14 protein-coding genes are annotated in these 16,154 nt (G+C 33.2%); 6 read left to right on the forward strand and 8 right to left on the reverse strand.

What is annotated here, in order from left to right:
- Positions 1-13 precede the first annotated feature (13 nt).
- The 3 genes from ACTJIW_RS08665 to bshC form a co-directional block, all read right to left on the reverse strand.
- Entirely contained in the window at positions 14-433 is a 420-nt protein-coding gene (locus tag ACTJIW_RS08665) for a nucleoside-diphosphate kinase (RefSeq protein ID WP_012026941.1), read from the reverse strand.
- Positions 434-654: 221 nt separating this feature from the next.
- Positions 655-1,926, reverse strand: coding sequence for an acyltransferase family protein (locus tag ACTJIW_RS08670; RefSeq protein ID WP_440715213.1), 1,272 nt, complete (start codon positions 1,924-1,926; stop codon positions 655-657).
- Positions 1,927-2,043: 117 nt separating this feature from the next.
- The gene (gene bshC / locus ACTJIW_RS08675) at positions 2,044-3,633 is read right to left on the reverse strand and encodes a bacillithiol biosynthesis cysteine-adding enzyme BshC (protein ID WP_440715212.1); all 1,590 of its coding nucleotides are present in this window, start codon (positions 3,631-3,633) and stop codon (positions 2,044-2,046) included.
- A 271-nt stretch (positions 3,634-3,904) separates the two neighbouring features.
- Between bshC and ACTJIW_RS08680 the strand changes: the two genes are divergently transcribed.
- Positions 3,905-5,182, forward strand: coding sequence for an MFS transporter (locus ACTJIW_RS08680; RefSeq protein WP_440715211.1), 1,278 nt, complete (start codon positions 3,905-3,907; stop codon positions 5,180-5,182).
- A gap of 152 nt (positions 5,183-5,334) precedes the next feature.
- Positions 5,335-7,551, forward strand: a complete 2,217-nt coding sequence (locus ACTJIW_RS08685; protein WP_440715210.1) for a B12-binding domain-containing radical SAM protein — start codon at positions 5,335-5,337, stop codon at positions 7,549-7,551.
- On the opposite strand, the gene ACTJIW_RS08690 is transcribed toward ACTJIW_RS08685, so the two are convergent.
- From ACTJIW_RS08690 to ACTJIW_RS08705, 4 genes are all read right to left on the reverse strand, one after another.
- Positions 7,546-8,313, reverse strand: a complete 768-nt coding sequence (locus ACTJIW_RS08690; protein WP_073408736.1) for an MBL fold metallo-hydrolase — start codon at positions 8,311-8,313, stop codon at positions 7,546-7,548. The genes ACTJIW_RS08685 and ACTJIW_RS08690 overlap by 6 nt on opposite strands.
- A gap of 87 nt (positions 8,314-8,400) precedes the next feature.
- A complete protein-coding gene (locus tag ACTJIW_RS08695) occupies positions 8,401-9,087 on the reverse strand; it encodes a response regulator transcription factor (RefSeq protein ID WP_073408735.1) in 687 nt (228 codons plus the stop codon).
- Positions 9,084-9,815 carry a sensor histidine kinase gene (locus ACTJIW_RS08700; protein WP_440715209.1) on the reverse strand — a complete coding sequence of 244 codons (732 nt, stop codon included), beginning with the start codon at positions 9,813-9,815 and terminating at the stop codon, positions 9,084-9,086. Before ACTJIW_RS08700 ends, ACTJIW_RS08695 begins: the two co-directional genes overlap by 4 nt.
- A gap of 11 nt (positions 9,816-9,826) precedes the next feature.
- Positions 9,827-10,351, reverse strand: a complete 525-nt coding sequence (locus ACTJIW_RS08705; RefSeq protein ID WP_440715208.1) for a hypothetical protein — start codon at positions 10,349-10,351, stop codon at positions 9,827-9,829.
- A 164-nt stretch (positions 10,352-10,515) separates the two neighbouring features.
- On the opposite strand from ACTJIW_RS08705, the gene ACTJIW_RS08710 reads away from it, so the two are divergent.
- Both ACTJIW_RS08710 and ACTJIW_RS08715 read left to right on the forward strand, forming a co-directional pair.
- Complete coding sequence (locus ACTJIW_RS08710) at positions 10,516-10,932, forward strand: DUF1573 domain-containing protein (protein ID WP_073408830.1); 417 nt, start codon at positions 10,516-10,518, stop codon at positions 10,930-10,932.
- Between the two features lie 145 nt (positions 10,933-11,077).
- The gene (locus tag ACTJIW_RS08715; RefSeq protein ID WP_440715207.1) at positions 11,078-12,649 is read left to right on the forward strand and encodes a L,D-transpeptidase family protein; all 1,572 of its coding nucleotides are present in this window, start codon (positions 11,078-11,080) and stop codon (positions 12,647-12,649) included.
- 127 nt (positions 12,650-12,776) lie between these two features.
- On the opposite strand, the gene ACTJIW_RS08720 is transcribed toward ACTJIW_RS08715, so the two are convergent.
- The gene (locus ACTJIW_RS08720; protein ID WP_149206446.1) at positions 12,777-13,283 is read right to left on the reverse strand and encodes a C40 family peptidase; all 507 of its coding nucleotides are present in this window, start codon (positions 13,281-13,283) and stop codon (positions 12,777-12,779) included.
- A 218-nt stretch (positions 13,284-13,501) separates the two neighbouring features.
- Here ACTJIW_RS08720 and ACTJIW_RS08725 point away from each other — a divergent pair, with 218 nt between their 5' ends.
- Positions 13,502-14,602: a GDSL-type esterase/lipase family protein gene (locus tag ACTJIW_RS08725; RefSeq protein WP_440715206.1), complete on the forward strand. Its 1,101-nt coding sequence runs from the start codon at positions 13,502-13,504 to the stop codon at positions 14,600-14,602.
- A complete protein-coding gene (locus ACTJIW_RS08730) occupies positions 14,592-15,971 on the forward strand; it encodes a sialate O-acetylesterase (protein WP_440715205.1) in 1,380 nt (459 codons plus the stop codon). The genes ACTJIW_RS08725 and ACTJIW_RS08730 overlap by 11 nt, the downstream gene beginning before the upstream one ends.
- Positions 15,972-16,154 lie beyond the last annotated feature (183 nt).

The following is a 16,154-nucleotide window of genomic DNA, read 5'->3' on the forward strand; positions in this document are numbered from 1 at the left end:
TGAAAACTAATTATTAGAATTGCTCTCTTCCAGCAAAGTGGAATGCACTTTCGATAGCAGCGTTTTCGTCGCTGTCTGAACCGTGAACTGCATTTTCTCCAATAGAAGTTGCGTATGCTTTACGAATAGTTCCTTCAGCAGCTTCAGCTGGATTTGTAGCTCCAATTAAAGTTCTGAAATCTTCTACTGCGTTGTCTTTTTCTAAAATTGCAGCAACAATTGGTCCGCGTGACATGAATTCAACTAATTCTCCGTAGAAAGGTCTTTCTGCGTGAACTGCGTAAAATGCTTTAGCATCAGCTACAGTTAATTGAGTTAATTTTAATGAAACGATTTTGAAACCACCATTAGTGATCATTGCTAAGATATTTCCGATGTGTCCGTTTGCAACAGCATCTGGCTTAATCATTGTAAAAGTTCTATTTGTTGCCATTTTCTATTTTATTAAATTTTGTGCAAAAGTAGACTTTTTTTGTGAATTGATTTTAATTAATTCGTAATTAAAACACGTTAGAATAATGTTTTGAGTAAGAAAAGTTGTTTTTTTGAAATCATATAAGTTATTTAAGTTCATTTTAGAAATACGTTATACTTTGCAGAGATATTCTGCACGTGTTATTTAAATGAACTTAAATAACTTATATGATGAAAATTTTAAACCTTGAATATTAATTTGTTTCTGTAGAATATCCACAAAATAAAGGTCCAGATGCACACGTAAACCAATGCGCCTGCGAGCGAAGCAGTCATTGGATTGCTGAAAAACGGTGCAATCCAAAAGCTGTACAGATAATTTAATAAGTTGATTTTTTCTGAAGGATTATGCGGGTTTTGAAACTCGATCATTACCAATGCCTGTGGAATAATCTGAGAAGTAAAGAATACAATCATTGGATTTACACCCCAGATTAAAAATGGTTTGAATCCTTTTTTATAATCGGCAATATCGATGGTGTAGTATAAAATTGTCAGGAACACTGTCGCCAATCCTGTCGTGTATAAAACATAACTGCTTGTCCAAATCGACTTATTAATTGGAAAAACCAAATCCCACATTAAACCAAAAAATATAAGAATCGTTCCTGCAATTCCCATTTTCTGGGCTTTTAGAATTTTAGTTGTATCACGCTGTAAAACCTGTCCGATTAGTAAACCAATAATTCCGTTTACGATTGATGGAAGTGTACTTAAAATTCCTTCCGGATCCCAGGTTACGGTACCGCGGTACATGTGGCCTTTTAGCAAAACGCTGTCAAGCCATGAAGCCATATTGGTTCCTTTTTCAAGATTGGCTTCGCCGATTCCGGGAACAGGAATTAAAGTCATGATTGCCCAATAACCAAATAATAAAACAATTCCGGTTATGATCTGGGTTCTTTGAGAGGTTTTTAAATACAAAAGTGAAACTACAAAATACACAATTGCAATTCGCTGTAAAACTCCCGGAAGTCTTACATCATGATAAGCTTCAATACCGCTGTAAGCTAAAAACAGATAAATAAACAGTATTGAAAATGCCAGAATGTTTTTGACTTTTGAACTAAAACTTCCCATTAAGGCATAACCTACAGTAATAGTTATTGCTAGTCTGCCTATTAAAAGCGAAATTCCTTCGAGTCCGAATAACTGGATTTTTCCAAAAAAGTTAAAGAAAATTCCCAAACAAAGCATTCGTAAAGAACGAACTAAGATTTTATTGAATGTTGTGCCGTCATAAAATTTATCAGGCATTGCAAGAGGAACAGCAACTCCCATGATGAAAATGAAAAACGGAAATACTAAATCAGTTGGAGTGCAGCCGTGCCATTCGGCGTGTAATAATGGCGGATAAACATTTCCCCAGTCGCCGGGATTGTTTACGATTGTCATTAATAAAATTGTTAGTCCACGAAAGACATCTAGCGAAATTAAGCGTTCTTTTACCATTGGTTTTGGGTAAATTGGTTAGTTAATAATTTTAAAAATCGCTATTTGGTTTGAAGGATAATAATTTAGAGAAGATAGGTGGTTATTTGGTTCTCAGAATTATTACTTTATTGTTTTTTAAATTGTTATAATGTTAAAATTCATTTCTAAAGGTTTCAGTTTCTGTAATAAAAGCGGTACCAATTGTTCGCCTTTTTCCAGATAAAATTCAGAAAAATTACTTTGACGTTCCTGTAAACTATTATTTGGGAACAGTTCGCATTGTAAATCAATAACGCGCTGCAATTGATCACTCAGTTTTCTTTTTTGTGCTTTTAATAAACGTTTTTCAAGATTTTCAAGACCTTTTGTTTGTTTTACTTCTTGTGCTTTTACAGCTCCTGAAAACGATTTGTCGGTTTGATCTGCTAATTCGTAAAGATATTGAAATTGGGTTTTCAATATTTCTTTTTGAGGTGTTAAGTCAATTGGAAATGCAGAAATTTTATGTGTAATCGCGTTTACTAAATTTTCTTGTTTGGTAAAAAGGTCTTTCCAGCTTAAGTTTAACTGGTCTGCTTTTTTAGCTTGTTTTTCTGTTGCTAAAAGAACAGAGTTACGAACTAAAATCATCGGAAAAGTGATGTTTACAGCATCGAAAAAAGATTTCAATTCCAGCCAATAAGCAATTTCTCCGCCTCCGCCAATGTAACATAAATTAGGCAGGATTATTTCCTGATAAAGCGGACGCATAATCACATTTGGACTGAATTTTTCAGGATGATTTTCTAATTCAGAAAGAATTTGATCTTTAGAAAACGAGATTTTTGTATTGTTTACAAAATATTTATCTTCTTCAAAAATGATTCTTTCGCGCAGATTGTCTTCAATATAAAACAAATTAATCTCACGCGGATTTACCTGAACGGTGTATTCTTTTAATTGTTCAATTGTTTCCTGAACAGCTTTGTATGAAGTCTGTTTTTCTAATTCTTCCTTAGCATACGGAATAAAAGCACGTTTTAAATCAGCATCATCAGCATCGATAATTACTAAACCATAATTAGCAAATAAGCTGTTGGCTAAAAATCGGGTTGCATCAGCCAGATTATCGTGTTTTAAATAAGTGTCTTCAAAAAGCTTTTTTAAAGTATTGGCATTCGTACTGGAACCTAATTCTAAAGAATAAATTTCTAAAAACTCAGCTAGACCTTCAGTTGAAAGTCGGCCAACCGGACCATTACTTTCTTTATTCCATCTGAATTTTTTTCCTTTAAAATTAAAATAATTGATTTCTTCAAAATCATGATCTTCTGTTGCCATCCAATAAACGGGAACAAAATTATAAGATGGATATTTCGATTTTAATTCTTTGGTAAGATTAATGGTCGAAATGATTTTGTATAAGAAATACAAAGGCCCGCTAAATAAGTTTAACTGATGACCTGTTGTTATTGTAAAAGTATTTTCGAGTGCTAAAAGCTCAATGTTTTGTTTTGTCGAATCCGAGATTTCGATGTTTTGATATTGCTTTTTTAAGGTACTAACTAATGCAATTCGATTATGGTTATCAAAATTCGAAGCTTTTTCGGCAATTTGTTTTTCGAAATTTTCCAATGTTGGAAAATGGTTGTACAGCGTTTTTAATTCTGATTTTTGATCTAAATAATCTTGTATCAATTTAGAAAAATATCCAGAGGTTTGATAGCTGATACAGTCGGTAGGCATAATTTTAAATTTATTTTTGACAGCTGTAAATTTAATGAAAATATACAGTTAAAAACGGTTTTAACGATTGCTTATGATTTGATTTTTACTTTTTATTTTAAAGTTCCTAAAATCAGTATTTTAAATTCAAATAAATTAATGTTCTTTAAAATGTAAAATATATCAAATTTGTTAAAAATATAGAAGTGTTTTGAAACTAATTGTTCTAAACGTGAAATATTAACAATGAAACTATATTTTTGTAACCAAAAAAAAGATATATCTATTTTACATGGAAACTAACCCGAAAAAGAATAACTCATTAAAACATGTTCTTTTTGGTTCTTTAATTGGAACTACAATTGAATTTTTTGACTTTTATATTTATGCCAATGCTGCGGTATTGGTTTTCCCGCAATTATTTTTTCCGGGTTCAGATTCGACTATGGCGACTCTGGAATCATTAGCTACTTTTTCAATAGCGTTTTTATCTCGTCCGTTAGGTTCAGCTTTTTTTGGACATTACGGCGATAAAATCGGGCGTAAATTTACTTTGGTTGCAGCCTTATTAACAATGGGTATCTCGACCGTAACAATAGGTTTCTTGCCAAGTTATGCCAGTATTGGTGTTGCTGCTCCTTTGTTATTAATGCTATGCCGATTCGGGCAAGGTGTTGGTTTAGGAGGAGAATGGGGAGGAGCGGTTTTATTGGCAATAGAAAATGCACCGCCGCACAAACGTGCCTGGTACGGAATGTTCCCGCAATTGGGTGCTCCAATTGGATTATTGCTTTCGGGCGGGACTTTTTTATTATTGACAGATTCCATGAGCAATGAAGATTTTATGGATTACGGCTGGAGAATTCCGTTTATTGCCAGCGCGCTTTTGGTAATCGTAGGATTTTATATTCGAACAAAAATTACAGAAACACCTTCTTTTGAAAATGCTAAAAAGCATGAAGAGGAAGTAAAAGTTCCTTTTTTAGAATTAGTAAAATCGTATAAAAACCAATTGATTTTTGGAACGTTTGCAGCAATTACAACTTTCCTGGTTTTTTATTTAATGACTGTGTTTACATTGAGCTGGGCAACTTCAGACTTAGGAATTGTTAAAAGAGACGGATTATTAATTCAGTTATTCTCAGTATTGTTTTTTGCCATTTTTATTCCGGTTTCGGCTGTTGTGGCAGATAAAATAGGACGTCGTAAAATGCTTATTCTGGCTACGGCTGCAATTGCTGTTTTTGGATTTTTCTTTTCATTCTTTTTGAGTACAGGAAATATTGCCTTAGTAACAACTTTTGCCTGTATAGGAATGGCTTTAATGGGCTTTACTTATGGACCTTTAGGAACATTTTTATCAGAGTTGTTTCCAACAAACGTTCGTTATTCTGGTGCATCTTTAACTTTTAATATGGCAGGAATTCTAGGAGCTGCTTTTGCGCCTATGATTGCCATTTGGCTGGCAAAGAAATACGATGTGAGCTATGTAGGGTTCTATTTAGTTACTGCGGCACTTATTTCTCTAATTTCATTTTTAGTAATAAGTAAAGACGAACATAAGTTTTAGAATTTTTAAAGATTTATATAAAATCCGCAATCCTGATAATTCTCAGGATTGCGGATTTTTTTGATTAAAAAAATTAAACTTAAAACGACTTTAAAATCTTTACCATAAAAGTCTCTAAAGAACTCGTATTTTTGCAAAAAAAATAAATCCTTTTGAAAACGAAACTTTTTGTAATTACGCCTCCATTTACACAACTGAATACTCCGTATCCGGCAACGGCGTATATAAAAGGTTTCCTAAATACCAAAAATATCGAATCGGTTCAGGCAGATTTGGGTATTGATGTTATTTTAGAATTGTTTTCGAAAAAAGGACTTTATGATTTGTTTCAGGTTTCAGGTTTCAAGTTTGAAGTTTTGAACGCTGAAATTTCAGATAATTCTAAAAGAATTTTTGCTTTAAAGGACGAATACATCAAAACAATCGATTCTGTAATTCAGTTTCTGCAGGGAAAAAATCCAACTTTGGCTTTACAGATTTGTCAGGAAGATTTCCTGCCCGAAGCTTCTCGTTTTGCACAGCTGGAAGAACTCGATTGGGCTTTTGGAACAATGGGAACTCAGGATAAAGCAAAACACCTGGCAACATTATATCTCGAAGATATTTCGGATTTTATTGTAGAATGTGTCGACGAAAATTTTGGCTTCAGCCGATATGCCGAACGTTTAGGACGAAGTGCTAATTCGTTTGATGAATTGTATAACGAGCTTCAAAAAGAACCAACTTATATTGATTCGATTTTAATTTCTATTTTGAAAAAGAAAATCGAAGAAGTAAAACCAACTTTTTTCTTAATTTCTGTTCCTTTTCCGGGGAATTTATACAGCGCTTTCCGATCTGCACAATGGGTAAAACAAAATCATCCCGAAATTAAAATTTCAATGGGAGGCGGTTTTCCAAATACTGAACTGCGTTCACTTTCAGACAAACGTGTTTTTGAGTTTTTCGATTTTATTACTTTAGATGATGGCGAAGTTCCAATTGAAGAACTTGTTGATAATTTGTCATCCCGAGCGGAGTCAAGTGAAGAGAAGCGTTATAAAAGAACTTTTCTTTTAGAAAATGGAGAAGTAGTTTATAAAAATAATTCTTTAAAACACGATTACAAACAATCTCAGGTTGGAACTCCAGATTACTCTGATCTGCCTTTGGATAAATACATTTCGGTAATCGAAATTGTAAATCCGATGCATAGAATGTGGAGTGACGGGCGTTGGAATAAACTTACGATGGCGCACGGCTGTTATTGGGGAAAATGTACTTTTTGTGATATTTCCTTAGATTATATAAAAGTTTACGAGCCAGTTGCGGCAAGTCTGCTTTGCGATCGAATGGAAGAATTAATAGAACAGACAGGACAAAACGGATTTCATTTTGTTGATGAAGCGGCACCGCCGGCATTGATGCGTGCTTTGGCGCTGGAAATTCTAAAAAGAAAACTGGCCGTAACTTGGTGGACGAACATTCGTTTCGAAAAAAGCTTTTCAAAAGATTTATGTTTGTTGCTGAAAGCTTCTGGCTGTATTGCCGTTTCAGGTGGTTTAGAAGTTGCTTCAGACCGATTATTGAAATTAATTGATAAAGGTGTTACGGTTGAACAAGTCGCAAAAGTAACCCGAAATTTTACCGAAGCCGGAATTATGGTTCATGCGTATTTAATGTACGGGTATCCAACACAAACCATTCAGGAAACAATTGACAGTCTCGAAATGGTTCGTCAGTTATTTGAGGCGGGAGTTTTGCAGTCAGGATTTTGGCATCAGTTTGCTTTGACAGCTCATAGTCCCGTTGGTTTGTATCCGGAACAATTTGGTGTGACCAAAAAAACAGAACTAATTGGTACTTTTGCTAATAATGATATTGAATATACAGATTCAACAGGAATCAATCACGATAAATTTAGTTTTGGATTAAAGAAATCGCTTTTTAATTTCATGCACGGAATTTGTTTTGACTATGAATTACAAGATTGGTTCGACTTTAAAATTCCAAAAACTAAAATCCATCCTGATTTTATTTTTAATGCACTCGAAGAACAAAATGATTTTAATACCAAACCAAATGCAAAAGTAGTCTGGCTTGGCGGAAAACCTTTTGCAGAACTTTTTACAAAATCGAAAAAAGGAAGAAGCTGGGAAATGATGTCCCTGACTTTTCATGATAAAAAAGAAAGTTTTACCGTTCAAACGAGCAAAGAAGAAGGCGAATGGCTGATATCGATTTTATCTAAAATTTCAATTTCTAACACAAAAAATTACAATTTTCAGGAAGTGAAAAATGATTTTGAAACTTCGCTGGACGATTTTGAATTGTTTTGGTATTCTAAACCTGTAAATACACTGCGAGAATTTGGACTCCTTGTTTTATAAATATTCAACGCTGGTTCCGTCACTTGGAATTGCAGTTTTATATAAAAGATTATTTTCTGTCAAAGCTCTTCTCAATTCTTCGCGTGTTGTAGGACAGTGATTTAGAGCTTCCAGATGATTTGCAAAAACTTTTCCGGGTGCAAGAGCCGCAAATTTCAAAATATCATTCATACGCATTAACAATGGCTGGCCAATGTCTAATCTGGCAGTACCGCAGGCAACGGTTGCAATGTCTGGTTTTAATTCTATCAATACTTTTTGTACATCATCAGTAAAAATAGTGTCTGAACTTATATAAATTGATTTTTCGTTGGTAAGCTCAACATAAAAACCCATTACATTTCCCATCAATTTTGCTATAAAACCGTAGCCGTGAAGAGCAGGAATACCAATAATTCTTCCTCCTAAAAAAGGCTGAGGTTCCCAGTAATTTAAAGTCTGCATAATATTAAGACCTCTTAATGAAAGAGATTTTTCATCTTTTGCACTGCAGATAACCGGGATACTTTTTCTTCGTAAAAATACTTCGCCCGCCTTATCAATATGATCTGGGTGTAAATGTGTTATCAGGCAGTGAGTTACTCTGCTCAAAATTTCTCTGCTGTTTTTTGGCAAAGCTACCAGCGGATTCCTCTTAGGTTTGTAACGAAAAATTGTGAAAGGCGCAATTGTTTTTCTTTTTCCTAACATTGGATCAACCAGAATAACATGCTCTTCTGTTTCAATAACCAATGTGGCATTTCGCAAATGATGTATTTTCATATCTGGGAAAATTAGAACTTAAAAATACAAAGTTTTTTGAAAATTGTTTTACAGATTTTTCTTTATTTTTAACAGAATTGTTATTATTTATTCAATAGAAAAGCGAAACCCAATTCCGTGCAGGTTTTCAATTGAAATACCTTTTTCATTAGCTAAAATTTTGCGCAGACGCGAAATAAAAACATCAAGGCTTCTTCCCATAAAATAATCATCTGTACCCCAAAGTGCAGTTAAAATTTGTTCTCTTTTTAAAACCAGATTTTTATTGTCTATAAAAAGTTTCAGTAACTCGGCTTCGCGTTGTGTAAGGCCCACTTTTTCATCTTCATTAAAAAGAATAAAATTTTTGGTATCAAATTGATATTTCCCAATTTCATATACAGATTTTTCTACTTTATTGTTTTTCTGTGAACGTTTCAGGAAAACTTCAATCTTTAAAATTAATTCTTCAATGCTGAAAGGCTTTACTAAATAATCATCGGCACCAAGACGAAGCCCTTTTATGCGGTCTTCTTTTAAGGTTTTAGCCGAAAGAAAAATAATAGGTACATCATTATCAATTTTTCTTACTTCTTCGGCCAGTTCAAAACCGTCCATTTTTGGCATCATAATGTCAAAAATGCAAATATCAAAATCTTCATTTTTAAATGTTTCCAAACCAGATTTTCCATTGGTGCAGTGAATAACTTCATAATTATTCTGTTCCAGATTATCTTTGGTTAAAAATGCCAGAGTTTCATCGTCTTCTGTGTAAAGTATTTTGAAGTTTTTCATTTTTTATAAGGAATTAACAAAGTTATAGTAACTCCGTTTTCAGAATTATTTTCAGCTTTTATTTTCCAGTTCTGCAGACTGCAGATTTCTTTAACATAGTATAATCCAAGTCCAAAACCATTTACTTCATTGCTCTTTTCGTTTTGAACGCGATAAAATTTATCAAATATAAAGGATATTTTTTTAGAAGAAATGCCAATTCCGTTATCAATAAATTCTAGTTTTAAAGTCGAATTTTCTTCTGAGATTCTAATTGTAATCTCTGGTTTTTTATTGCAGTATTTTATCGCATTGTCTAAAAGGTTGTAAATCAAATTAGCAAAATGAAAAACATCAGTTTCTAATATATATTCTTTAGATGAACTTTCAATTTGAATAACAGCTTCCGGGCATTTTAACTGGATATTTTCGATAGCTTCTTCGATTATCGGAACAATTATAACACTTTCTTTTTTTAATTCTAACGGAGTATGATCTGATTTGGCAACGTTTAGAATTTTTTCTACATGATGATTTAGTTTGTGGCTTTGATTAATAATGATTTCTGTATAAGTATACAGTTTCTTATCATCTTTAATCGGGCTTTGTTCGCTTAAATATTTTGAAGCAATTAAAATAGAAGACAGAGGAGTTTTAAATTCATGTGTCATATTATTGATAAAATCACGCTGTAATTCTGAATATTTTTTTTGCTGTAAAAGAGTAAAAATCGAATAAACGTAAATCAACAAAATCAAGATTAAAGCAATCGAAAGGATAAACCAAAACCGCATTGAACTGAATAAATAAGTGGTTTCGTTAGGAAAACGAACTGCAAAATAATAAACCAGATTTTTATGTTTAGGGAAATAGACGGTTTTTTTACACTCAGATTTTTTTTGTGCGATAAAGAAATGTAATCACCATAAATCATTTCGTCGCTCTGGCAATTGTACATAGCGTATTCAAAATCTGTCGTGATATTCATTTTTTTGAATTCAGTCAGGAGATAAAATTCCAGAATATCAGGCTCAAATTCATTGTCGACATTTACTATATAATAATCGTTGGCAATTTTTTGCACAGGATTTTGTGCCGGAAGTTCATGATTGGTTCCTTCATATAATTTTTTTGCAACTTCCAGAAGTGCAATATGCGCTTTTTGACTCAGCTTTTTTTGTTCAATCGTAAAAGCTTCTTTAGTCCAAAGCAATTGTGCCACCAAAATACTTATTATGGCGACAAGTCCTAGAACTATAATACTATTGAGTTTATTTATTTTCAAGAAAACAGACTTTAGAAAGTGTAATATTAATCAAAAATATACTTAAAAAAAGCGATTAACAAGTCGTTAACAAACATTTGAAAGCGGTTAACAGCGATTCGATTTTGTCTGAATTACCTTTGTAATATGAAAATCGAACTTTAAACCATTTAATATATTTAACTATGAAAATCATCAAAATCTCAATGCTTGCTTTGGCTTTAGGGCTAATGTCTTTTTCGGCAATTGCTCCGGTACAGTCAATTGTAAATGAAAAAGAAATTGAAGGAACAACAGCTTCAACAATTGTTTGGAAAGCCGAAACAATTGATGTTGGACAAATTCCGCAGGGAACTCCAAAAGCGATTGTTTATGAATTTAAAAATACAGGAAAAACTTCTGTAGTAATTACACAAGTTCAGGGTTCATGCGGTTGTACAGCAACAGATTACACCAAAGAACCAATTTTACCAGGAAAATCTGCAAAGGTTACAGCAACTTACAATGCAGCAAACAAAGGCGCTTTTACAAAAACAGTTACAGTAACAACTAGTGCCGAAACTGCTCCAAAAATCCTTACTCTAAAAGGTACAGTTATCTAAAAAGTTTTAAATAGGTTGGTTATATCGTGGCAGCTCCAAATATGTAATGTATTTGGAGCTTTTTTTGTCTTAATTTAATGTTTTTTTATTTTTTGAGGAGCTTTGTTTTTATCAAAACTTTTCTACTTTTATCAAAAAAAATAGTATGAAAATTTGGTGTTCATTTATCGCTTTTGTGTTTCTCTTTTTAGCAGTTTCCTGTAAAGGAGATAAAAAAGAAGAAAATCAAAAGAAAGAAAAAGCAGTTGTACCTGAACTCAGGCTTACGATAGATACAACGGCTATTGCAAGTTTTTATGAGACTTACCCGAAATTGAAAAATTTTGAAGAGCAGGTTAAATCCTTATATAAAAAGAAAAACGCGACACAATTATGGCTTGATAATAAAGGTGTAGTCGAGTTTGGAAATACTTTGTTTAATAAATACAAAGGATTAGAAAACGAAGGGTTAAAAGCAAATTTTCCGTACAAAGAAATCAATGCTGTTTTTGAAGGAAATGCTGATAATAAACTTTCAAAAGTGAATACAGATTTAATGATTACAAATTTGTATTTCTACTATGCCGAAAAAGTATACAGGGGATTTGATGAAAAAACTTCGATTTCATTAGAATGGCTTCTGCCGAGAAAAAAACTAAATTATCAGGTTTTCTCTGATTCTATTTTTGAAAAATCGACTATAAACGACGATAAGAAAAGTAAAATGTTCAGCCAGTATTACAAACTGCGCGATGCTCTTAAACGTTATAGAGAAATAGAAAAAAATGGAGGCTGGAAAACCATAGAAATTGATGATACTTATAAGAGTTTAAAACTTGGTGATTCATCTCCAATTGTTTCTCAAATAAGAGAAAGACTTTTTATTACTCAGGATATTAAAGAAGACAATAAAAGTGCAGTCTGCGATTCTACTTTAATAAAAGGATTAAAAAGTTATGAACTGCATCATGGTTTTGCACCAAAAAATACGATTCTTCCAGAACACATTACCGATTTGAATATTCCGGTTTCAGACCGTATTAAAACCATTATTGTAAATATGGAACGCTGCCGATGGATTGATCCTAAACTTGAAAAAGGACAGCAGTATATCGAAGTAAATATTCCTGAATTTAAATTATATCTTATCCGTGACAGACAAATTGCATTTACTTCTCCGGTTGTGGTTGGAAAAGCGATGACCAAAACCGTTATTTTCAGCGGAACAATGAGTAATATTGTTTTCAGTCCGTACTGGAATGTGCCTCCAAGTATTATTGCTAAAGAGATAAAGCCCGGAATGGCTAAAAATAAAAACTATCTGGCTCAGAAAAACCTTGAATGGAACAATGGCGCCGTTCGTCAGCTTCCAGGGAAAAATAATTCACTTGGTTTAGTGAAATTTTTGTTTCCAAATTCAAGCAATATTTACCTGCACGATACGCCTTCAAAAAGTTTGTTTGAAAGAGAAAGCCGAGCCTTTAGCCACGGATGCGTGCGTGTAGCAAAACCTCGAGAACTGGCAATTGAAATATTAAAAGAAGATCCAAAATGGACGGAAGCCCGAATTGATAAAGCCATGCATGCAGGAAAGGAAAACTGGTACACTATAAAGAAAAAATTCCCGGTTTATATAGGATATTTTACTGCATGGGTAGACCGCGAAGGCAATTTAAATTTTTATAAAGACATTTATCAAAGAGATGAAAGTCTGCTTAAATTATTGACAGAAGAATAAAAAGATTTAAACTCCAATTTTGAAATTCCAAATTTTCAAAAAAAGTTTATTGTCTACTGCCGCGGATTAAAGGATTTAAGAGATTATAAAATATCTGTGTTAATCTGTTTAATCTGTGGCTGAAAAATTATTCAGGCAAAACATCAATACATTTATAAAAACGTTTGGTATAATGTTCTGTATCAAGGGCTGTTATAGTTACCTGTTGTGCTTTTCCAGAAGAAGCATGAATAAATTTAGACTGCATTCCGTTAGCTTCGCAGATGATTCCCAAATGGCCTACAACTGTCCTGTCTTTATATCCGTAAAAAACTAAAATATCTCCAACTTTAAAATCTTCAGGTTTTAAGGCAGTCCCTAAGTTCTTGTAACCGCTTGAACTTCTTGGCAAAGTCATGCCAAAATTTTTAAAAACATAACTCACAAAACCAGAACAATCAAATCCTTTTTTTGGGTCACTGCTGGCATAAACATAGGGAGTTCCTAAATATTGTTTAGCAAAAGCAATAATAGAATCACGATTTATTTCTGTCTGAATTTTAGTGTTTTTAACGACTATTTGCGGTTCTTTCTTTTTTAGGGTGAAAGAAGAAAGTAAAATAACAGGCAGTAAAAATAATAGGCGTGATCTCATTTTTTTTAGTCTTATCATATATTGAAACGCTAAATATAAACTGTTATTTCATTTTAAAAAGGATAAATACACCCTAAAAAATACAAATAAGCATTAATTACTCGTTAAATGATGTGTTTATGTGGTGTTTTTTTATTGCATTTTGACATTTTAGTATCTTTCTGTGTAATTCATTTCAAATATATTTGTGAATCGTATTTAGATTTAACAAATAAATTATGTTTCTTAAAAAAATAGCTGTTTTAATTTCGTTTTTGCTGATTTCACTTATTTCGAATTCACAAAGTCAAAATTCAAATAAAACTTTTTTATATCAAGGCCGAATAGATAAACTTCAAAATGATAACGTCATTTTAATTGGAACTGCTTCTTCTGTAACTTTTAATTTTACAGGAAACGAATGTTCAATTTCACTTCAAAGCGTAGATTCTTATGAACATCATAATTATGCCCAGTTGGTTTTGGACGGAAAATATATTGGGAAAATCAGAATTGAAAAAGGGGCAGTACAGTCATTTCCAATACAAGTAACTTCAAATAAAAAAGAACATCGTTTAGAAATTTATAAAAATACAGAAGCGCATAGCGGCGGTATTTTATTTGCCGGAACAACAGCAAAACTGACTGCAATTTCTTTTAAAAAGAAAAAGAAAATCGAATTCATTGGAGATTCTATTACCTGTGGCGCCGCAAGTGATCCGTCTGATGTTCCTTGTGATAAAGGTGAATATTTAGATCATCATAATGGTTATTATGCTTATGGACCAACACTTTCAAGAGCAATTGGAGCAGCATATTTAATGAGTTCAGTTTCGGGAATTGGAATGTACAGAAACTGGAATGATGAAAACAAAGATGAAGTCATAATGCCAGACGCTTATCCAAATTTATATCTGACGAAAGATGCTTCAAAACCTAAATACGATTTTGCTTTTCAGCCTGATATTATCAGTATTGCTTTAGGAACAAATGATTTTTCGGGAGGAGACGGCAAAAAAGAACGTCTGCCTTTTAATGCTGCTAAATATGTTTCAAATTACATCAATTTTATAAAAATGCTGTACGAACATAATCCGAATGTGCAGATCGTCATTACAAACAGTCCAATGGTTAACGGCGAAAAAGCAGTAGTTTTTGAAGAGTGCCTCAAAAAAGTAAAAAATGCTTTTGCAGAAGATAAAAACCACAAAGCAATTCAGATTTTCAAATTTAAACCTATGACGCCAAAAGGCTGTACAGGTCATCCAGATGTTGCTGATCATAAAGTTCTGGCAGATGAATATGGACCATTTTTAAAAAAGCTTTTAAATGAAAAATAATCTATTATTTGTTTTCTTTTTAATGATTTGTGTTTCAGTAAAGGCAAATATTACGCTTCCTAATATTTTTGGAGATAATATGGTTTTACAGCGCAATTCTGAAGTTAAAATCTGGGGCTGGGCAAATCCAAAAGAAGAAATTAAACTAGTTTCCGGCTGGAACAATCAGGAATATAAAACCGTTGCCAATAATCAGGCGAAATGGGAACTTATTATTAAAACTCCTGAGGCGGGCGGACCTTATACAATTTCGATTAAAGGATATAATGAAGTTGTACTTAAAAATATTTTAATTGGAGAAGTCTGGGTTTGTTCCGGACAGTCGAATATGGAAATGTCGGCCAGCTGGGGAATCGAGAATGGCGATGAAGAAGTAAAAAATGCCGCAAATTCGAATATTCGATTTTTTACGGTTTCAAAATCTACTGCCGTAACTCCGCAGAATAATGTATTGGGAAATTGGGTCGAATCGACTCCGGAAACCATGAAGTATTTCAGTGCTGTTGGTTATTTTTTTGCCAAACGTTTGCGCGAAGATTTAAAAAATGTTCCAATTGGATTGATTTCTTCAAACTGGGGCGGAACTCCTGCCGAAATATGGATGCCGGAAGAAGTCGTTCAAAATGATCCAGTTTTATTAGAAAATGCTAAGAAGTTAAATGAACAAGAATATGGACCACATCAGCTGGGACGTGCCTATAATGCTATGATTGCTCCAATTACAGGATTTAAAATTGCAGGGACAATCTGGTATCAGGGCGAATCGAATGTGGGTTCTTTGGTTTACGATAAAACGCTTTCGGCTTTGATTGCTTCATGGAGAAAAGCCTGGAATGAGGAATTTCCTTTTTATTTTGTTCAGATTGCACCTTATAAAAACGGAACAAATAATTTCTCGAACGTAACGGTTAGAAATTCTCAAAGAAAAATTTTAAAAGAAGTTCCAAAAACAGGAATGGTTTTGACTTCGGATATTTCAGATACGATTGATATTCATCCAAAAAACAAAAAGTCGGTTGGAATTCGTTTGGCAGATCTGGCTTTGGCGGAAACGTACAAAACAAATCATAATTTGGTTAACGGACCGCTTTTCAAAGAAATTAAAACAAATAAAAATAAAGTGACAGTTTCTTTTGATTATGCAGAGGGATTATATTTTAAAGACAAAAAATCGAATCAGTTTGAAGCAGCTGGAACCGATGGAGTTTTTTATCCAGCCGAAGCTTCAATTAAAAATAACGAGGTGATTTTGACAAGTAAAAAAGTATCAAATCCGGTAAAAGTGAGATTTGCCTGGGGAAATACAATTCAGCCGGATTTGTTTAATAAAGCGAATCTGCCTGCTTCTTGTTTTACGTCAGAATTTTAGAATGTAGATTTTTAGCATTTTGTGTCATTGCGAGGAACGAAGCAATCACAGTTGCTAAATCAAATTGTAGAGAGGTTGCTTCGTTCCTCGCAATGACATGCTGAACGAAAATGTTGTCGTCGATCCGTTCGCGTGAGGGATAGAAGTGAAAAGCCCACAGCCTGACGAAGGAAGTGCGAGGAC

The organism is Flavobacterium sp. 22659 (genome assembly GCF_052044235.1).
GTDB classification, from domain to species: domain Bacteria; phylum Bacteroidota; class Bacteroidia; order Flavobacteriales; family Flavobacteriaceae; genus Flavobacterium; species Flavobacterium johnsoniae.